This is a genomic window from Archangium violaceum Cb vi76 (genome assembly GCF_000733295.1).
GTDB classification, from domain to species: Bacteria; Myxococcota; Myxococcia; order Myxococcales; family Myxococcaceae; genus Archangium; species Archangium violaceum.
In genome coordinates, this window is sequence record NZ_JPMI01000227.1 from 17038 (window position 1) to 35520 (window position 18483).

The window sequence follows — 18483 nt, forward strand, 5'->3', positions numbered from 1 at the left end:
TTTCTGCAACCGCGCAAACTCGGAGACGGAGCGATCACCACATCCCCACTGCCTCCATTATCCAGTCCGCAGACGCCAGCGACGGTGAAGCGCATGGCCAAGACCCTCGTCGCCGAGACCTTGAGCGGGCGGACGGGGAGTCCGCCAGATCTTGTGGTTGGAATCGATGATTTGGAACTTGCGAATGCGCACCAGCCACAGGTTGTAGTCTCCTGGGTACGGCGTGCCCTCAACGAGGAGGTGAGTGCCCGTTGCTCCTCGCAGGATGCAGCGGAGCGGATGAAGAGAGTTCTTCGGGAGCGGTGCTCATTCCATCTCCTCGTACCACTCGTGGAGGCCTATCTTTTCGGCGAGCCGGCAGCTCTGGCCCGGGCCGGGGTCGCGTCTGGTGTCGCTGTGCATCGGCTTGGAGCAGATCTCGAGTCGTTTGAAACAGACGACCCGGGGTTCTTGCCGCGCGCTGAGAAGGAGAACGCCAAGAAGGCAGCTTTGGGCGCACCGTGGTGGCGCGAGGAGCGGCACCCCAAGCGGTATCTTGAATTCCTCGTTGAGTCCTCCGGCGCACTTCTCTACGACGAAACAGTCAATGGTGTCCGTGCGCTTCGCACGCTGGACTGGATTTTGGTTGCATCCACCAGTCCGCTCCTGTTCGCGCGGGCTTTGTTCGAGGACATTTCCGATCTGCTCGGCATCGCGAATCCTCTCGGCCCTGGAAGCTGCAGCCCTCACACCTATCCCGCGAAAAATGTTCGTCGCGAGACGCTGATGCTTCGGAACCTATAGAACTGAATGCAGGGGGGCTCCTCGATGGGCGGGCTACCAGTCCCGATCGAGCTGCTCTCTTTCGGTGGTCTCTTTCGGGATGAGGGTGCGCCAGTGTTCGAGCGCGGCTCGATACGACTTCTCATCGTCATAGGATTCCTCGAAGAAGGCTCCTGCCTTGGGGTCGTAACCGAACAGGATGAAGTTGGACTGGACCTCCTTCACGAAAGGTGTGGTCCACATGGGCATGGTCTCCAGGAAGCCCTCGAGAAAGCCCGCGATGAACTCGACCACATCAATGATGTCGTTCGTGCTCAGTTCGTTATCGAAGGGGGCGTGGTACGAGGTACGGCTGTGCGACTCGCTTGGCTTCTGGAGCCTGTAGAGGGTGGGCTCGACCAGAGAGCGGAAGTTCACGAGGCGCAGCAGATAGCGGAACTCGTTGCTGTCGCGACGCACGGTCAGCTTGAAGGAGAAGCTGAAGGAGCCCTTCCAACAATCATGCAAGTCCCCGCTGGGTCCAGTGAGTACCGTCAAGGCCGCGTAGATTTGAGGCAATCCCAGTCGGTCCGTCAGGGTGATAAGTCTCGAGCTCCTGATCTCGATGGGAATGCTCAGTGCACGCGCCTTGCGGTAGAAGTCGTCTTCACACCGGCGAAGCTCTACGACGCCGCCGCCGGATAGGGTGATGGGTGGAAAACTCTGGTCCTTGAGCATGGCAGGATGTGGGCAGGCCTCCTCGAAAGGTAGTGCCCCCATCGCACCAGTCAAGTTCGGCCCACCTCCCAACTCCAGAGGTTGATTCGCTCAAGCCCGGGCCACCTGGGCCGGAGGCGGTGTCTCGCTCGGGCCAGGCTGGGAGGCCTCCGCGAGCGCCTCGATGCGCAACAGCAACTCCTCGATGTGGCTCCGCTCGACGCGGGTGGCGGACGGGTTGCCCAGGCCGGAGAAACGCAGCAGCGTGAGCTGGGCGGCCAGCTCCTCGACGAGCCCGATGCTGTGCTCCAGCTCGGCCGCGGCGTGCTCGTACAGCCGGGTGAGCCGCTCCTTCACGCTCGCCGGTGCGCTGGCCAGCGCCACCTCCATCTCCAGCAGCCGCCGCTCCTGTGTCCGCAGACGCGAGACGAATCCGTCCAGCAACCGGTGCTCGCGCGCCTGATCCGCCGCCCACGCGCTCTCCACCGCCGCCTGCCTCCAGCACTCCTCGAGCCGCCCCGTCACCTCGTCCAGCCGCCGGGCCCGCGCGCTCTGGTGGCCCCGCTCCACGCGCAGGGCGGCGTCTCCCGGACTGAGGAGCAGGGGGAGCAGGAAGGGCCAGAGGGCCAGGGCCAGCAGCGCCTGGCCGAGCCGTTCCGCGAGGGTGCTTCCCCGCTTCTGGACGAATGCACAGACCGCCGCCACCGCTCCGAGCACGACATAGGCCGTGAGAATCACGAGTGCCGTCATGGTCCGTCCTCCTTCAGCCCAGCGCGTTGAAGGCCCAGAAGCCCAGGCCCGAGGTGAACGCCACCATCATCCAGGACACCCGCGCGAGGATGCCCACGCGGTACGCGTCCTCGGAGGACAGCACGGCGGTGGGGTTGCCCAGCGCGACTCGGGTGACGGACTCGGCCAGCAGGCTCAGCAGCCGGTGGATGCGCGCACCGGCCGCCCATCCGGACAGGAGGAACGCCGCGGTGAGCAGCAGCGGCCCCGCCCACTCGGCATCCAGCCGCCACAGCAGGTAGAGCGGAGGCGCGAGCCCCGCCAGCAGCAGCGAGCCCGTGGCCGCCGAGGCCAGCAGTGCCGCCACCAGCCGGGCAATGGGTACACGCGCCGCCACGAGGATGCTCGCCGCGTAGATGGGGCCCAGCGACGCCGCGAGCGCCAGCAGCACGTTCATCGACGCCAGTGCCGCCGGCACCGCCCAGGCCTCTCCATGGCCACGCGCGGCGCTCGCCGTGGCGGCGAAGGCGCTCGTGCACACGGCGATGACTCCCACCGAGCCGACCACGAGCCCCTGGAGCCGCGTGGCATCCAACAACCGCTCCACGATGGCGGACGGCTCGCGCAGGAGCTCCACGAGGAGCTGCCGCTCGGGCTCGGCGGGGACGGCGGGCTCGTGGAGGGGCGCGCGCTCCTCCACGGACCAGGGCATGAACGGCGTGAGGGGCTCGGCGGTCAGGGGGACAGTCGGGGAAATGGCTTCCATGGAAGACCTCGTCAGCGCCAGAGCGTGAGGAAGGAGGAGTGGACGCGCAGGAGGAAGACGGCGCCCAGGAAGAAGGCGAAGGCTCGTGACATCCACCAGGCGGCCCTCGAGGAGTCGAGCGAGGTGATGACGCGCACGGGCAGGGCCGCGAGGGTGGCGAGCGCGAGCCCGGGGACGAACACCGCGGGGAGTGCGAGCACGAGCGGTGCGTCCCGGGAGACGAGCACGAGGAACGCCATGAGGGGCATGACACAGGTGGCCACGAGCCCGGCGGCGAGCAGTCCAATGGAGGTGGCGGCGAGCAGGACGCGGGTGGTGAGGCGCAGACGCAGGTAGATGGCGAAGACGAGGGAGCCGGGGACGACGACGAGCAGGGCCTCGAAGACGGCGCGGAGGGCATCGAGCTTCGGGATGAAGCGGAGGCCGGTGGAGGAGACGAAGCCGGCGGAGGCGGAGGAAGCGGCCACGAGGAAGATGCCGAGCAGTGCCGGTGCGAGGGTCGCGGCGAGAGGGCGCCGGGCCATGTCGAGCGCTTCGCGAGCGGGCCGGTCCACCGCGCGCAGGAGAGAATGAATCAGGTCCAGGCGGCCCACCGCCGCCCCGGGAGATGCAGAGCCCATGAGGCCTCCTCAGGTGCGCGACATCGCGCGACCCGGGATTGAGCAAGCCCCGTGCCCGCAGGCTCCCTCTCCCTCTGGGAGAGGGCGGGGGGTGGAGGGTCGTCCCCTGCGGAGTTCCCCTCTGTGCGGACACGAGGGACAAGGGGAAGACCCTCACCCTGACCCTCTCCCAGAGGGAGAGGGGACAGCTTCAGAGGTATGTAAGGCGTTACACAGGTATCCCAGCAACGGCGAGCCGCTCAGCCGATATGGAGTTCCTCGCGGATGCCGTGTTCATGGATTTTGTTGAAGAGGGTCTTGTAGCTGACCCCGAGCAGTCGGGCGGCGGTGGTCTTCTGCCCCTTGGCGGCCTGAAGGGCGGCGATGACGGCGGCACGTTCGGCGCTGGCCACGGCTTCACGCAGCGTCTGGACGGTGGGCCCATCTCCCCCCGTCGTCACCTCCGCCGGAGCCGGAGCCGCGGCGGGACGAGGAGCCCCGCGCGGAGCCAGGGGCGCGCGGAGCGACTCAGCGTCGAAGTGACCGAGCACGACGGCGCGCTCGACGAAGTTCTCCAGCTCGCGCACGTTGCCGGGCCACGGGTAGGCCAGGGCACGCCGCGAGGTCTCCGCATCCGGCCTGGGAGGCGTGAGCCCCTTGCGCCTGGCGTGCTTCTCCAGGAAGTGCTCGATGAGGCCGGGGATGTCCCGGGTGCGCTCGCGCAGGGGGGGCAGGTGGATGGGAATGACGGCGAGCCGGTAGAGGAGGTCCGAGCGGAATTGCCCGCTCGAGGCCATGGCATCCAGATCGCGGTGGGTGGCGGAGATGACGCGGAGGTCCACCTTCACGGCCTCGCGCCCGCCGATGCGGGTGATCTCCCGCTCTTGCAGGACGCGGAGGAGCCGTGCCTGAGCCTCCAGGGACATGTCTCCGATTTCATCGAGGAAGAGCGTGCCGCCCTCGGCTGCCTCGATGAGCCCCTTGCGGCGGGAGTGGGCGCCGGTGAAGGCGCCGCGCTCGAAGCCGAACAGCTCGGACTCGAGCAGGGAGGAGGGCAGGGCGGCGCAGTTGACGGAGACGAAGGGCCCGTCGAGCCGGGGCGAGGCGGCGTGGATGGCGCGGGCGACGAGCTCCTTGCCGGTGCCGGACTCGCCGCGCACGAGCACGGTGGCATCCGAGGCGGCCACGCGGGGCAGGAGCGCGGCCACATCCCGCAGCCCCCCATCGGCGCCGATGAGTGCGCGGCCGGTGTCCGAGTCCGGAGCGAGCGTGGGGGCGGCGAGCTCCAGTTCCACGAGGCGGCGTCCCGTCTCCAGCGCGGCCTCCACGGAGGAGACGAGCCGCTCGTTGGGGAACGGCTTGACGAGGAAGTCGGCCGCGCCCGCGCGCAGCGCCTGCACCGCTCGCTCCACGGTGCCGAACGCGGTCATCACGATGACGGGCGTGCGCAGTCCCTGCTTGCGCAGCCGGTCGAGCAGCACCAGCCCATCGCCATCGCCCAGCTTCACGTCGAGCAGCAGGAGGTCCGGCGCGTGGCGCGCGAGGTACGCCTCCGCGGCCGCCACCGAGTCGAGCGGAACGACCTTCAGTCCGCGTGCCCCCAGCACGTCCTGGTAGAGCTCGCGCAGGTTGTGCTCGTCCTCCACGAGGGCCACCTCGGGCCCGCCCACCGCGGCATCCACCGTCATCGCACGTCCTCCCTCGCTGGCCTGGAGCCCGCGGGTGCCACGGGCAGCTCCACGCGGGCCATGGCGCCTGGCCGGTCCCCGCGCGGCAGGAGCCCGAGCCTTCCCCCCACGGCTTCGATGGCCGAGCGCGAGATGGCGAGCCCGAGTCCCGTTCCACCGGCCTTCGTCGTGTAGAAGGGCCGGAAGAGCCGCTCGCGATCCACGGCCTCGAGCCCCTTGCCCTCGTCGCGCACCTCGACGACGACGCGGCCCTCCTCACACCGGGCCACGACCTCGATGCGCCCGTCCCGCGTCTCCCGCATGGCCTCGGCGGCGTTCTTCAAGAGGTTCAGCAGCACTCCGCGCAGCGCGTCCTCGTCGCCCACGGCCCTCAGGTCCGGATCCAACCGGGACACGAGCGTGGGGAAGTCCGGTTCACCCTCGGCCACCGCCACCGCCTCCAGGACGATCCGCGACACATCGAGCGGGCTCTCCCCCTTCTCACCCCTCGGCGCCCGGCCGAGGCTCAACAGCTCGGCGACGCGTGCGTCGATGCGATCGCTCTCCTCGCGGATGATGCGGACCGCCTTCTCGAAGCGGGCGCGGTGCTCGGGGGAGACGTGCCCGGCCTGTCCGGAGAGCAGCTCGGCGTAACCCCGCACGGCGGCCAGTGGATTCTTGATTTCATGGGCCACCGAGGCGGCCAGCTCCCCGGCGATGGCGAGCCGCTCGGCACGCTCCAGCCGGCCGCGCAGGGCCGCCGCCTCGGCGCGGGAGGCCGAGAGCTGCTCGGAGAGCCGTGCCTGCTTGGGGAACAGGAGCTGCTCGATGCCCCGGTTGAGCTGCTCGCCCAGGCCGATGAAGAGCAGGGAGGCGACGAGGACCACCCCCACGGAGACGGAGACCTGGACGAGGTCCACCGGGTAGCCCAGCACCCGGAACACCGCGACGACGGCGCAGGCCACGGCGATGGCGAGCACCGCGTGGGTGAGGGCCCGGGAGACGGGAAGCTGCACGGCGACCCGCTCGTGGAGGATGTAGCTGAGCGTCGCCAGCTCCGCGGCGAGCACGATGCACAGCAGCGCTCCACTGCCAGCGGGCGCCCCCCGCGACAGCTCGAACACCGTCCGGAGCAGGCAGACGAGCAGCGACACCCCGATGAGCGCCGTCAGGTGCCGCGAGAGCCGGCGGACGGAGGCGTTCTCATGGCGGCACAGCGTGAAGCGGAGCCCGCCGAGCAGCCCCACTCCGGCGAGTCCCAGCGCCTGGGGGAACACCGCCAGGAGCGGCTGAGCGAAGACCACCGCCACCCACGCCGACAGCCCGAGGAGCGCCAGCCCGGCGGGCAGGAGGGCCCATCGGAGCCACCGGCGTGCCTGGGACGGTTCGAGCTCGGCGAGGGCATCGGCGATGAAGCCGGAGATGGACATCAACGCGGCGAGACCGACGGCCACGCGGACGGATTCACGGGCTCGGGGCTCCAGGAGGACGACGAACCACCCTGCGGCGAAGAGGGCGACTCCGGTGGGGCCGCAGGCGAAGAAGAGCTTGCGCCGCTCTCCCCTGGCGGAGGCGAGGACGTAGCCGGCCAGCAGGCCGTTGAAGAGCGCCACGATGAGCGCGACGATGGACGAGGCGAGGAGATGCGCCGACATAGACGACCCCCCGAGCGTATCACGCGGGGCGCGGTATCATGTCCGCGATGCGTGTCCTCGCCCTCGTCGTCCTCCTGGCCAGCGCCGTGGCCGTGGCCAGTGAGCCGGAGCCGGAGCTCACCGGCTCCATCCAGTTGCCCGCGGATCCCTCCCCGGCCGAGCTCATCCGAGACAGCCACTACTGGATCTCCAACGAGGACCACCTCGGGCTCTTCCACGAGGCGGTGAAGGACAAGCGGGGCGTCTACCTGGGAGTGGGCTCGGACCAGAACTACCTGCTGGGCGCCTGGGCCCGCGCGGAGCGGCTCGTGCTGATGGACTTCGATCAGTCCATCGTGGATCTCCACCGTGTCTATCGCCTCATCTTCCTGGCGGCGGAGACGCCCGAGGAGTTCCTGCGCCTGTGGAGCAGGGAGGGCCGCCCGGAGGTGCGCCGCCTCATCCAGGAGAGCCCCGGTTCCCGGTTCGAGAAGGCGAGCCTGCTCCGGGCGTACGGCACCGCGCGCGGGGCGGTGGAGCGGCGGCTGAAGCGCGTGGTGGAGCAGATGAGGAAGGCCTCGCTGCCCTGCTTCGTGGTGGATGCCGGCGACTACGCGCACATCCGCGGCCTCTATCAGCGGAACAAGGTCCTCATCGTGCGGGGTGATCTCACCGCCCATCGCACGGTGGCCGCCATCGGCCGGACCACGACGCGGGCGGGGAAGAAGCTGGGGGTGCTCTACCTCTCGAACGCCGAGCAGTACTTCCCTTATGACCGGGACTACCGGAGCAACATGCGCGCGCTCCCGCTGGACGGCACCAGCGTGGTGGTCCGCACGAGTGGCCAGCGGGGCATCACCCACGTGAAGGGCACTTACTACCACTACAACACCCAGTCGGGTTCGAGCTTCCTGGCCTGGCTGGAGGACGTGAAGACGCGGGATGTGCGCGGGATGCTCCGGTACGCGCCGGACACCGGGAAGCCCCGCGGGCTGTCGCGGCTGGACATGGGGCCCGCCGAGGCGCGCGAGGCGTGGAAGCGGAAGCTCCTCGAGAAGCGGACGAGAAGGATGGCGCGGAAGTGAGGAGCGCGATGCGGCTTCTCCTCGCGCTCGGACTTGGGAGCGCGGGCGTGGCCGGGGCGGTGGCTCCGTTCCCCGGGGCTCCCGAGGTGGTGCCCTGCCTCGAGGCACCGGTACCAGGCATGGCCTGCATCCCCGGAGGCCCCTTCTCGCGAGGCGTGAACACGGGGAAGCACGCGCCGGCGAAGCCCCAGGCGGAGGTCTGGGTGCAGAGCTTCTACATGGACACCCACGAGGTGACGTACGGCGAGTACAAGGCCTGCGAGAAGGAGGGCCGGTGCGGCAGGGGCGGGCCGAACTACCGCGACTTCGACCACCCCCGGCAGCCCATCAACGGGGTGAGCTGGTACGACGCGAAGGGCTACTGCGAGGCCCATGGCAAGCGCCTGCCCACGGAGGCCGAGTGGGAGAAGGCGGCGCGGGGCACGGATGGGCGGCTCTACCCGTGGGGCAACGAGCCGGCCACCTGCGAGCGCGCCGTCATCCAGGATCGCCGGGGGCGGAGCTGCGGGAAGAAGCAGCGCTCGAAGACGCACGCCGACGTGGGACGTCCGGAGCCGGTGGGAACGCGGCCGCCCAACCCCTACGGGCTCCACGACATGGCGGGCAACGCCTGGGAGTGGGTGGCGGACTGGTACACGCCCTCGTGGAAGGCCTGTGGCGAGGCGTGCCTGGGGGTGGACCCGAAGGGCCCGTGCGAGGGACGCGAGCCCTGCGCGGGCCACACGGAGAAGGTGGTGCGAGGGGGCTCGTGGTTCTGGCCGGCCGCGTACGCGACGTCGGTGTACCGGCGGCCCCACGTGCCGGCCAACCGGCCCATCTTCCATCACTTCGGCTTCCGCTGCGCCGCGAGCGTCGAGCAGGCGCGGGCGTCAGTGGTGGGCGAGGGCGCCCGGTGAGCGCGGCAGCCGTACGGTGAATGCCGTCCCCCCGCCCTGGCCCGATTGCGCGGCCACGGTGCCCCCGTGCGCCTCCACCAGGTGCTTCACGATGTAGAGGCCGAGCCCGATGCTGCGGCTCGCCCGGTCCACCTGCGGCGTGCCGCGCTGGAGCGGCTCGAAGAGGCGGGGGAGGAGATCGGAGGGAATGGGCGGCCCGTCGTTGTGCACCGACAGCTCCACGGTGTCGTCCCCGCCGCGCAACTCCACGCGCACGGGCGTGTCCCGGGGGCTGTACTTGAGGGCGTTGGTGACCAGGTTGGACGCCACCTGGGCCATGCGATCCGAGTCCCATTCCCCCGTGGTGCAGCCGCGCTGGCGCACCTCGAGGTGACGCTCCGGCCAGGCCACGCCCACCTCGTCCAGCACCTGGTCCACGAGCTGCCGCAGGTCCGTGCGCTGGCGCTCCAGCGAGATGCCACCGCCCAGCCGGGCCTGGGTGAAGTCGAGCAGGTCGCGGATCATCCGCGTGGCGCGCTCGGCCGAGGAGAGGATGCGGCTGGCGGACCGGGTGGCGCGCGCATCGAGCTCCTCGTGGCGCAGCAGGGTGTGGGCCGCCAGGGTGATGGCGTTGATGGGGTTGCGCAGATCGTGGCTGACGATGCCGATGAGCTGCTGCTCGAACTCCACACGGCGGCGCAGCTCGGCCTCCTGCTCCTTGTACTGCGTCACGTCCCGGGTGATGGCCACGCCCGCGATGAGGTGGCCCTCGGGGTCCTTCACCGGGCTGGCGCTCACCCGCACCGTCGCGTGCGCTCCATCACAGCGCTCCAGCGTCAGCTCCTGGTCCTTCACCACCTCTCCCTGGAGCAGCGCGCGGGCCAGTGGCCACTCCTCCGGCTGGAGGGGGCGGCCGTCCGGGTGGAAGCCATTGAAGCCGGTGTACTCCGCCACGCAGCTGGCGTGGTGCATGGGGCCGCGCACCAGCTCCTCCTGCTGGTGGTTGCAGAAGGCCGTGCGGCCCGAGGGCTCGGAGACGATGACGCCCGCGGGCATCTGCTGGAGCACCGCGTCCAGCAGCCGCTGCCTGGCCTCCAGCTCGGCGGCGTACCGGCGCTCCGCCTCATAGGCCAGCGCGTTGGCCACGGCCGAGGCCACGTGCCCGGCGGCCAGCTCGAAGAAGCTCCGGTAGGAGTCGTCCAGTGCACGGCGCGGAGACACGCCCGCCACCAGCATTCCATAGGGCACCTCGTGCCCCGGATGGCAGAGGGGGAGCACCACCGCCGAGTGCGGCGACTCGTCCCAGGGTCCTCCCGGCAGGTCGCCGAAGCGCGCCCGCACGTCGGTGAGCACCTCCATGCGTCCGGTGGCCGCCACGTGCGCCAGGGGCCAGCGGGTGGCGTCCACTTCCCTCTCGATTCCCGCGCTCGCCACCAGGGTGGCCTGGGCGCGCGGCTCGTCCCACTGGTACATCAGCGCGAAGGGCACGTCCGCGGCGTTGGCCGCGAAGGTGCGAGCCGCCTGACGGCAGGCCTCCTCGGGGAAGCGGGACTCGCTGACGTGTCCGGCGAGCTGCCGCAGGGTATTCATCCGCCGCTCGCCGATGGCGCGCTCGGTGGTGAAGTTCACCGCGCTGAAGACGCCCTCCACCCGGCCCGCCTCGATGCCGATGGGGCTGTAGGAGAAGGTCCGGTAGGTCTCCTCCAGGAAGCCGCTGCGGTCGATGGCCAGCATCAGATCATCCGCCCACGTGGACCGTCCCGTGGCGAGGACGCCCTCCAGCATGGGACCGATGATGTGCCAGATCTCCGGCCACGCCTCGCGGCCCGGTCGGCCCAGGGCCAGTACCGGGTGCTTGCGCCCGAAGAAGGGAATGAAGGCGTCGTTGTAGAGGACGAGCAGCTCCGGCCCGGCGTAGATGAGGATGGGGAAGCGTGAGTTGAGGCAGATGCTCACCGCGCTGCGCAGCGACTGGGACCAGCCCTCCACGGGGCCCAGCGTGGTGGCGGACCAATCGAAGGCACGCATGTGCGCGCCCATTTCCCCTCCGCCCGCGAAGAGGTCTTCTGGTTCGCCGGGTCGGAGGTAGGGGGCCCGTGCGTACAGGGCGGGGCCGAGTCGGCTGCTGGAGAGGGTCCCGTCGATGTGCTCACTCATTCAGGAGCCTCTCCAACGCACTCGAGGCGCGAGAGATTCTCTCTCGTGGGCATTGCTGGCGGTCGGCCGAGGGCGCACCCCTGGCCGCTCGCCGCCCGGGAAGACGGGGCCGCTGGGAGGGCGGGGGGCCTTGCAAGCGCCCGCCGGGCGGGGAAGCCCATGCACGACCCCACAGGTCGTTCCCTCGCGGTGAATGTCTCCAGTAACCTCCGCCGCACCTTCGCACCACTTCCCTCGTCTTCATCCTCCCGTGTGGGGCCGCCTGGCCTCTCCACGACGGGAGAGGAGTGTCTTCAATGTCTGACGCTGATTCGCGCAAGCACGGCCCTTCGGAGAAAAAGCGCCCCGTTCTCTTCTCCCACGGGGACACGGGGTATCTGCGGCTGCGGAAGTTGACGCACGGGCCGGGTGAGCAGAAGCGCTTCCTGTGTCTGCCTCGCACCGGGGACAAGGAGGGGACCCCGAAGGACGGACCCCTGGTGGAGGTCGCGATGGTCAGCGCGTCCGCCCACTGGACGAGCCACGCGCGGCTCGAGGACGCGGCGGAACTGGCCCTGCTGTTGTCACACCCGGCCATTCCCCGCACCCACGGACTGTTCCAGCACCGGGGGGGCCGGTACCTGGTGACGGAGTACGTGTCCGGCATCAGCCTGAACATGGCGGGGCATTACGGCAGCGTGCGCGGGCGCCAGTTGTCCGAGGCCTTCACGCTCTACGTGGCCTCCGCGGTGGCGGACGTGTTGTCCTACGTGCACACCCTCACGGACGCCGCCGGGCGGCCCCTGGGCATCATCCACCGGGCGGTGGACCCCTACAACGTCATCCTGAAACACGATGGCACGGTGATGCTGGCCCACTTCATGTCCGCGTCCTCCCTGCTGCCCGGACGCGCGCCGGTCGTCCCGTTCATCGTCCAGGGGGAGATCGACTTCGCCGCCCCGGAGCGCCTGGGCCCCCCGCCGGAGGGCGGGGTGGATTCCCGCTCGGATCTCTTCTCGGTGGGCATGGTGATGCTGGAGATGATCACCGGCCTGCAACTCTATGGCTCGGACGAGGTGGAGAAGGCCGCCGAGAAGCTGCCTCCGGGGCACCCCGGGTACGACGGAGAGGTGCCCTGGGTGTCCGAGGTGTCCAGTTGGACCACGGTGGAGGAGATGGCCCGGCGGGCCGCGGCCTTCCGTCCCGAGCACATCGATCACCTGATGCGGCGCGTGTCCGAGCCCGTGCGGCTCATCATCCACAAGCTGCTGCGCCGCTGCCCCGAGGAGCGGTATGCCACCGCCGCCGCGTTGAAGGGCGACCTGGAGGCGTGTCTCGGTGTGCTGGAGGCTCCCTACGGAGCAAAGGAGGCCATCGAGGAGCTGCTGAAGGCCCGGAGCGATGCGCTGGCGGTGAAGGGGCCCATCGAGCTCATCCCCTCCGACGAAGCCGAGCGCAGGGCAGGGGAGCTGTACCTGCCGACGAACCACTGACGGAGGGGTCAGCGGCTGGGAGCGACGACGGGCGGGTGCTCGGCGAGCCAGCGCTCCAGGTTCTCCCGGTACTTTTGCGCACCGGGGGCCCGGTCCTCCTTCACCAGCTCGAGCGCCTCGGTGATGAGCTGACGGGCGCGGAGCCGCTCCTCGTTCGCGTCCCACAGGGCCCGGGCGAGGCGGAAGCGGATGATGCCCCGCTGGCGCAGGAGGGCGTGGGAGGACTTCTCGATGAGGGCCAGCGCGCGCTCCAAGGGGGGGATGGCGTCGCGCGGCCGTTTGGCGATGAGGTAACCATTGCCCAGGTCCATCAGCAGGTCCGCCCGGGCCTTGTGGTAGTCGCCGGGCTGGGCGTCGTGGATGGAGACGGAGCGATCGAAGTACGGCAGGGCCTCGTCGATCCGGCCCTGACTCTGTAGCGCGATGCCCAGCCCGTGCAGCGGGGAGCAGAGCGTCACGTGCTCGGGTCCCCGCTTCGCCTCCAGCTGCGCGATGGCCTCGCGGAAGTGGTGCTCGGCCTCCGCCATGCGGCCCAGGCTCATCTCGACTTGGGCGAGGTTGCTGGTGAACAGGGCCGCGCTGCTGCTGTCCGGGCCCTCGGCGCTCTGGATGATGCGTGACCCCCGCAGCATCATGGGCAGGGCCTCGTTCGCATCGTTCTTCGAGCCGTGGAGCAGGTGCATCGCGTAGTCGTTGAGCGCGTAGGCGACCATCGGATGGTCCGGGCCGAGGGACTGCTCGAGCACCTGAAGGGCCTGGTGGGTGAGGCGTCGGCCCTCGGCGATATCGCGCCGCACCCAGGCCGCGGACGAGAGCGCGAGCAGGGCCTGGCCGGAGTCCGGGTGGAGGGCGCCCAGCTCCCGCTCCCGCAGTGCCAGGGCGCGCCGGAGGTGGATGAGTCCCTCGTCCACCTGGCCCTGGGTGAGCAGCTCGTGCCCCAGATCGACGAGGACGTCCGCCACCGCCAGGGACTCGGGCCCCTGGTTCTTCTCCAGCAGCGTCAGGGCCTGCCGCTGCCGCTCGGTGGCCTCCACGTAGCGGCCCTCGATGGCCAGGACGCGGCTCACGTTGTGGAGCAACCGGGCGCGCAGCACCTCATCGCCACCCATGCGGGCGAGGGCCGCGTCCGCGCGCTCCTGCCACAGGTGCGCCAGCTCGTACTTCTCCAGCCGCTCGCCGGTGATGCGCACCGCCAGGGTGGAGGCCCGGACGGCCACCTCGTCGTTGCGGCTGGCCTCGGCGGCCCAGACGGCCTCCTGGACGAGCTTCTCCGCGCCGCGGTAGTCCCCCGCCTGGTCCCGCAGCTCCGCCACGAGCAGGAAGGCTTCCGCGCCGCCGTACCGGTTTCCCGCGGCGCGGGCCTGCTCGGCCACGGGGAGCACCCGGGCCGCGCCCTCCGCGTACCGGCCCGCCGCGCCGAGCATGCGCCCCTCCATCAGCGCGGCGTGCAGGTCCTCGGTGAGCTGGCGTGAGGCGGCGTCTTCCGGCACGGGCCCCGCGGCCTCGAGCACCGCCAGGTCGGAGCACCCGGCCAGCGGGGAGAGCTGCTCGGCGGTGCGCGGGGCGTACTGCACCACGCGGTGGTCCGCCTGGGCGAAGAGGCGCGTCAGCGCGGCCACCTCGGCCAGCCGCTGGTCCAGGCAGCGCATGCGCCGGCCCAGCAACTCCTCGGGCTGTTCGCCGCGCACCCGGGTGGCCTCGCAGACGGACGTGTGCAGCGTGGCCCAGGCGGTGGTGTACGCATCCAACGTGCGCCGTGCGCTGTTCCAGGCCTCCAGCGCGAAGGGCCGGCCGGTGGCGAGGAAGGCCGCTTCCGCCGCCCGTTGCTGCTCCGGGCCCCAGATGCCGGCCACCTTGTCCGCCGCGCCCGCGCAGGCCCGCGCCCCACGCGTGGCCACCGCGTGGGTGATGCCCACCGAGAGCAACAGGGCCAGTACTCCACCGAGCCGCGGCCACCACCGCCGCCGCTTCGCCGGCTCGCCCTGGAGCGCGGTGAGCAGGGCTTCCATCGAGGGATGGCGCGCGGAGGGCTCCACCTCCAGCCCACGCATCACCAGGCGGTGCAGCCACGGTGGCACGTCCGTGCTCTTCGGCACGGGGCGCACCCGGCCCGCGCGCATCTCCGCCACCAGCGTCCGCTCGGTGTCTCCCGCGAAGGGGCGCTCGCCGTACAAGGCCTCGTACAGGGTGATGCAGAAGGAGAACTGGTCGCAACGCGCGTCGGCATGGCCACCCGGGCCGAACTGCTCGGGCGCCATGTAGGCCGGAGTGCCGCCCATTGCCCGGCGCGTGTCACTGGCGGCGCGGTGGGCGAGGCCGAAGTCGGTGACGCGCACGCGCGCGCCCACCAGGAGGTTCTCCGGTTTGAAGTCCCCATGGACGAGCCCCGCGGCGTGCGCGGCGGCCAGCCCCTTGCCCGCGTCCAGGAAGACGTCGCGCACCTCGCGCCAGGAGCGCGGCGCGGCCCGCATCCACTGGCGCAGCGTCTGGGCCTCCACCAACTCCATGGCGAGGAATACCTGCTCACCAAAACTGCCCACGTCATGGACGGACACCACGTGCGGGTGGGAGACGCGGGCCATGGCCTGGGCCTCGCGCAGCAGGTGGGCGCGGCCCTCCTCGGCCTCCAGTCCGAGCGCCGCCACGCGCAGCAGCTTGAGGGCCACGCGGCGGTCCAGCTCGGGGTCATAGGCCGAGTAGACGACGCCCATGCCGCCCGCGCCGAGCCGCTCCAGCACGAGGTAGCGCCCCACGGCGGTGCCACGCGGCAGCACGGCCTCCACGGAGGGGGTGGGGGAGGGGGAGTGGAGGGCAGGGGGCTCGGCGAGGCCCGTGGGAGTCCGGGCGCGGACGGCCTCGGCCACGAGCCGGCGGCAGGTGGGGCATGCGTCCAGGTGCCGGTCCACCTCCGCAGCACGTTCCGGCGGCAGGCCGCCGAGCATCAACTCCATGAAGGTGGACTCGTCGAGGCAGGCCATGGCGCTTCAGTCGATGCGCGAGCGCAGCAGGCGGCTGAGGCTCACGTCGATCTGGCTGGAGATGAGGCGCAGCACGCTGTCGAGCTGGGAGCCGGTGAGGCGCAGCCGCTCGGTGAGCAGGCGCCGAGTCTCCTCGAGGAGCGCCTGCTGGGCGGCCACCACCCACCGCGCGGCGGTGGCGCGGTGCACCCCGTAGAGGGCGCCGAGCTGGTCGATGCTCAGGCCATCCAGGTACTTGAGGCGCAAGGTGTTGCGCTCGCGCGGCGAGAGGTTGGCGAGCGCCTGGGTGATGGCGGTGTTGAACTCGGCGCGGTAGGTCGTCTTGAGGTAGACGAGCTCGGGGTCGTCGCCAGGGTCCACGAGCAGGGAGAGCGTGCTGTCCTCCATGGAGACGTCCTGGTTGGAGCGCTGACGCCGCAGGTCCAGGGCGATCCACAGGGCGGCGGCGCGCACCCAGCCGGAGAGCGGGCCGGTGCCTGGGTAGGCGGCGAGCCGGGCGGGAGTCTCGGGGCCGGGGACGAGCATCTTCTGGCGCACGAGCTGACGCACCTCATCCACGGAGGAGGGGGGCAGCTTGAGGCGGGCCACGGCCACGTGCACCTCGGGGAGGACGCGGGCCTCGAATGCGGCATGCGCCAGGGGCAGGCCTTCCGCGCAGGCGCAGGCGAGGTAGAGGTCCGCCACGTGCAGTGCCTCCAGGGCCTCGGCGGGGCTGTCGGCGGGCAGGTGCCGGGCGAGGTGGGTGGCGAAGCGCGCACCGTCCAGGTCCACACCGGGCCAGGCGGCGCGGGCCGTGCTCAGTCCACGGCCGAGCCGCTCCTCCAACGTGGCGAGCGGTTCTCCTACGAGTGCACCCTCACGGGCGGCGACGAAGGCTTGAGCGAGGCCCGGTGACACCGAGCATTCCTCCTGGGGATGGGGGCTGCGACGGACGCGGCAAGATACCATCCCCGCCCGGCTTTCGGGTTTTCCGGGTGAGCGACCCGATTTTCGCGGTCAGGTCCGAAAACGGCCAGACAGGGGTGGGCGGGCACGCTACGAAAGCCCCGTGATGCGAACGCTGGAGACCGAGACCTGCTACCGGGCCCTGACCGCGCGAGACAGGCGCTTCGATGGGCTTTTCTTCGTCGGGGTATCGACGACGGGCATCTACTGTCGGCCGGTGTGCACGGCGAGGACGCCCCGCCGGGAGCGCTGTGCCTTCTACCGCACGGCCGCCGAGGCCGAGCACGCGGGCTTCCGGGCCTGTCTGCTGTGCCGTCCCGAGCTGGCTCCGGGCAGCGCGCCGGTGGACTCCGTGCCGAGGCTCGTGGCGGCCGCGGTCGCGCGCATCGAGGGAGGTTGCCTCAACGAGTCATCCCTGGAGGACCTGGCGACCGAGCTGGGAGTCACCAGCCGGCACCTGCGCCGGGCGATGGAGGCGGAGCTCGGTGTCTCGCCAGTCGAGCTGGCGCAGTCACGGCGGCTCGCCCTGGCGAAGCAACTGCTCCAGGACACCACGCTCCCGCTGGCGGAGATCGCCTTCGCCAGTGGCTTCCAGAGTGTCCGGCGCTTCAACGCGCTCTTCCAGGAGCGCTTCGGCAGGCCCCCCTCGGCGCTGCGGCGCGCGAGTGACGAGCCCGTGGGCGCGCGCTCGCTGGTGTTGCGGTTGGACTACCGCCCGCCGCTGGAGTGGGAGCAGTTGCTGGGCTTCCTGCGGGGGCGCGCCATTCCGGGAGTGGAGCACGCGGGGGATGCCGGATACCGGCGCACGGTGCGCCTGGGCGGCAGGACGGGCTGGCTGTCGGTGCGGAAGGACCCGAAGCGCCCCGCGCTGCTGGCCGAGGTCTCGCTGTCGCTGGCGGGGGTGCTGATGCAGGTGGCGGCGCGGCTGCGGGCGCTCTTCGATCTGGATGCCCAGCCGGAGGTCATCGCGGAGTGCCTCGGACGCGACGCGCTCCTGGCGAAGTACGTCCAGGCGCACCCGGGGCTGCGGGTGCTGGGGGCCTTCGAGCCCTTCGAGTTGGTGGTGCGCGCCATCCTCGGGCAGCAGGTGTCGGTGCGCGCGGCGACCACGCTGAGCGGGAGGCTCGTCGCGCGCTTCGGCGAGCCCGTGGACAGCCCGCATGCGGAGACCTCACGGCTGTTCCCGCTGCCGCAGACGCTGGCGGCGGCGACGGAGGATGACGTGGCGGCGCTGGGAATGCCCGGGGCGCGGGCGAGGAGCCTGCTGGCGGTGGCGCGGGCGGTGGCGGAGGGCTCGGTGCGGCTGGACCGGCATGCGGACGTGGACGGGACGATGGCGGCGCTCGAGGCGCTGCCGGGCATTGGCGCGTGGACGGCGCACTACGTGGCCATGAGGGCCCTGCGCTGGCCCGATGCCTTCCCCGCGAGTGACCTGGGGATTCGCAAGGCGCTCGGAAACGTGACGGCGAAGGAGGCCGGTGCGCGGGCCGAGGCCTGGCGGCCCTGGCGCTCCTACGCGGCGATACACCTCTGGACTTCTCTTTCGGAAGGAGCAGGCGGATGAAGCTGTACACCACGACCCTGAAGAGCCCGGTGGGCCCCCTCCGGCTGTACGCGAACGAAGGGGCACTCACCGCCATCTACCTGGAGAACCACAAGGGGGCTCCCGTGCTGGTGGCCAGCGAGGGGGAGTCGCACCCGGTGCTGCGGGAGGCGCGGCGCCAGTTGGAGGAATACTTCGCGGGCGAGCGCGTGTCCTTCGAGCTTCCGCTCGAGCCCATCGGGACGTCCTTCCAGCAGGCGGTGTGGAAGGCCCTGCGGGAGATTCCGTTGGGCATCACGTGGTCCTACGCGGGCCTCGCGCGTCACATCGGCCGGGAGGGCGCGTCGCGGGCCGTGGGTTCCGCGAACGCGAGGAATCCGATCTCCATCGTCGTCCCCTGCCACCGCGTGGTGGGCACCAGTGGGAAGCTCACCGGTTATGCGGGAGGCGTACCCACCAAGCAGTGGTTGCTCGAGCATGAGCAGCGCATCCGGGAGAGGACAACGGGACGGTGAGGTCCCGCCCTCTTCTTGACGCAGCGCGTGTTAATCATGTTTTGCGATGATTCCGTGAGT

Annotated in this window: 15 protein-coding genes; 6 read left to right on the plus strand and 9 right to left on the minus strand. The window is 70.8% G+C overall.

Annotated features, from left to right (window positions below):
- Window positions 1-93: 93 nt before the first annotated feature.
- Window positions 94-783 (plus strand): hypothetical protein, encoded by a 690-nt coding sequence (locus tag Q664_RS58165; RefSeq protein WP_152622415.1) that lies wholly within the window; start codon window positions 94-96, stop codon window positions 781-783.
- Window positions 784-816: 33 nt separating this feature from the next.
- On the opposite strand, the gene Q664_RS30135 is transcribed toward Q664_RS58165, so the two are convergent.
- From Q664_RS30135 to Q664_RS30160, 6 genes are all read right to left on the minus strand, one after another.
- Window positions 817-1479, minus strand: coding sequence for a hypothetical protein (locus Q664_RS30135; protein ID WP_043403486.1), 663 nt, complete (start codon window positions 1477-1479; stop codon window positions 817-819).
- 90 nt (window positions 1480-1569) lie between these two features.
- The gene (locus Q664_RS30140; RefSeq protein WP_043403487.1) at window positions 1570-2208 is read right to left on the minus strand and encodes a hypothetical protein; all 639 of its coding nucleotides are present in this window, start codon (window positions 2206-2208) and stop codon (window positions 1570-1572) included.
- Window positions 2209-2221: 13 nt separating this feature from the next.
- Window positions 2222-2953: a hypothetical protein gene (locus Q664_RS30145; protein WP_043403488.1), complete on the minus strand. Its 732-nt coding sequence runs from the start codon at window positions 2951-2953 to the stop codon at window positions 2222-2224.
- 11 nt (window positions 2954-2964) lie between these two features.
- Window positions 2965-3573: a hypothetical protein gene (locus Q664_RS30150; protein WP_152622417.1), complete on the minus strand. Its 609-nt coding sequence runs from the start codon at window positions 3571-3573 to the stop codon at window positions 2965-2967.
- Between the two features lie 239 nt (window positions 3574-3812).
- Window positions 3813-5240 (minus strand): sigma-54-dependent transcriptional regulator, encoded by a 1428-nt coding sequence (locus Q664_RS30155; protein ID WP_043403490.1) that lies wholly within the window; start codon window positions 5238-5240, stop codon window positions 3813-3815.
- Window positions 5237-6874: a sensor histidine kinase gene (locus Q664_RS30160; protein ID WP_043403491.1), complete on the minus strand. Its 1638-nt coding sequence runs from the start codon at window positions 6872-6874 to the stop codon at window positions 5237-5239. The genes Q664_RS30155 and Q664_RS30160 overlap by 4 nt, the downstream gene beginning before the upstream one ends.
- Window positions 6875-6912: 38 nt before the next feature.
- On the opposite strand from Q664_RS30160, the gene Q664_RS30165 reads away from it, so the two are divergent.
- Complete coding sequence (locus Q664_RS30165; RefSeq protein WP_152622418.1) at window positions 6913-7938, plus strand: LIC_10091 family protein; 1026 nt, start codon at window positions 6913-6915, stop codon at window positions 7936-7938.
- A gap of 8 nt (window positions 7939-7946) precedes the next feature.
- Window positions 7947-8834, plus strand: a complete 888-nt coding sequence (locus Q664_RS30170) for a formylglycine-generating enzyme family protein (RefSeq protein WP_152622419.1) — start codon at window positions 7947-7949, stop codon at window positions 8832-8834.
- Here Q664_RS30170 and Q664_RS52870 read toward each other — a convergent pair.
- Entirely contained in the window at window positions 8808-10970 is a 2163-nt protein-coding gene (locus tag Q664_RS52870; protein WP_052518855.1) for a sensor histidine kinase, read from the minus strand. The two genes, Q664_RS30170 and Q664_RS52870, sit on opposite strands and share 27 nt — an antisense overlap.
- Before the next feature lie 296 nt (window positions 10971-11266).
- On the opposite strand from Q664_RS52870, the gene Q664_RS30180 reads away from it, so the two are divergent.
- Entirely contained in the window at window positions 11267-12442 is a 1176-nt protein-coding gene (locus Q664_RS30180; RefSeq protein WP_052518856.1) for a serine/threonine protein kinase, read from the plus strand.
- Between the two features lie 8 nt (window positions 12443-12450).
- On the opposite strand, the gene Q664_RS30185 is transcribed toward Q664_RS30180, so the two are convergent.
- Complete coding sequence (locus Q664_RS30185) at window positions 12451-15420, minus strand: serine/threonine-protein kinase (RefSeq protein ID WP_043403494.1); 2970 nt, start codon at window positions 15418-15420, stop codon at window positions 12451-12453.
- Between the two features lie 6 nt (window positions 15421-15426).
- Window positions 15427-16317, minus strand: coding sequence for a sigma-70 family RNA polymerase sigma factor (locus Q664_RS30190; protein WP_043403495.1), 891 nt, complete (start codon window positions 16315-16317; stop codon window positions 15427-15429).
- 154 nt (window positions 16318-16471) lie between these two features.
- Here Q664_RS30190 and Q664_RS30195 point away from each other — a divergent pair, with 154 nt between their 5' ends.
- Window positions 16472-17929 (plus strand): DNA-3-methyladenine glycosylase 2, encoded by a 1458-nt coding sequence (locus Q664_RS30195; protein ID WP_043403496.1) that lies wholly within the window; start codon window positions 16472-16474, stop codon window positions 17927-17929.
- Window positions 17926-18423: a methylated-DNA--[protein]-cysteine S-methyltransferase gene (locus tag Q664_RS30200; protein WP_043403497.1), complete on the plus strand. Its 498-nt coding sequence runs from the start codon at window positions 17926-17928 to the stop codon at window positions 18421-18423. The genes Q664_RS30195 and Q664_RS30200 overlap by 4 nt, the downstream gene beginning before the upstream one ends.
- The last annotated feature ends 60 nt before the right edge of the window (window positions 18424-18483 follow it).

What these genes read in the sequence shown, in the direction of transcription:
- Q664_RS30180 (WP_052518856.1), top strand. Translation starts at nt 11,267, where the DNA reads ATGTCTGACGCTGATTCGCGCAAGCACGGCCCTTCGGAGAAAAAGCGC.
- Q664_RS30170 (WP_152622419.1), top strand. Translation starts at nt 7,947, where the DNA reads ATGCGGCTTCTCCTCGCGCTCGGACTTGGGAGCGCGGGCGTGGCCGGG.
- Q664_RS58165 (WP_152622415.1), top strand. Translation starts at nt 94, where the DNA reads ATGGCCAAGACCCTCGTCGCCGAGACCTTGAGCGGGCGGACGGGGAGT.
- Q664_RS52870 (WP_052518855.1), bottom strand. Translation starts at nt 10,970, where the DNA reads ATGAGTGAGCACATCGACGGGACCCTCTCCAGCAGCCGACTCGGCCCC.
- Q664_RS30135 (WP_043403486.1), bottom strand. Translation starts at nt 1,479, where the DNA reads ATGCTCAAGGACCAGAGTTTTCCACCCATCACCCTATCCGGCGGCGGC.
- Q664_RS30200 (WP_043403497.1), top strand. Translation starts at nt 17,926, where the DNA reads ATGAAGCTGTACACCACGACCCTGAAGAGCCCGGTGGGCCCCCTCCGG.
- Q664_RS30165 (WP_152622418.1), top strand. Translation starts at nt 6,913, where the DNA reads ATGTCCGCGATGCGTGTCCTCGCCCTCGTCGTCCTCCTGGCCAGCGCC.
- Q664_RS30195 (WP_043403496.1), top strand. Translation starts at nt 16,472, where the DNA reads ATGCGAACGCTGGAGACCGAGACCTGCTACCGGGCCCTGACCGCGCGA.
- Q664_RS30185 (WP_043403494.1), bottom strand. Translation starts at nt 15,420, where the DNA reads ATGGCCTGCCTCGACGAGTCCACCTTCATGGAGTTGATGCTCGGCGGC.
- Q664_RS30155 (WP_043403490.1), bottom strand. Translation starts at nt 5,240, where the DNA reads ATGACGGTGGATGCCGCGGTGGGCGGGCCCGAGGTGGCCCTCGTGGAG.
- Q664_RS30145 (WP_043403488.1), bottom strand. Translation starts at nt 2,953, where the DNA reads ATGGAAGCCATTTCCCCGACTGTCCCCCTGACCGCCGAGCCCCTCACG.
- Q664_RS30140 (WP_043403487.1), bottom strand. Translation starts at nt 2,208, where the DNA reads ATGACGGCACTCGTGATTCTCACGGCCTATGTCGTGCTCGGAGCGGTG.
- Q664_RS30160 (WP_043403491.1), bottom strand. Translation starts at nt 6,874, where the DNA reads ATGTCGGCGCATCTCCTCGCCTCGTCCATCGTCGCGCTCATCGTGGCG.
- Q664_RS30150 (WP_152622417.1), bottom strand. Translation starts at nt 3,573, where the DNA reads ATGGGCTCTGCATCTCCCGGGGCGGCGGTGGGCCGCCTGGACCTGATT.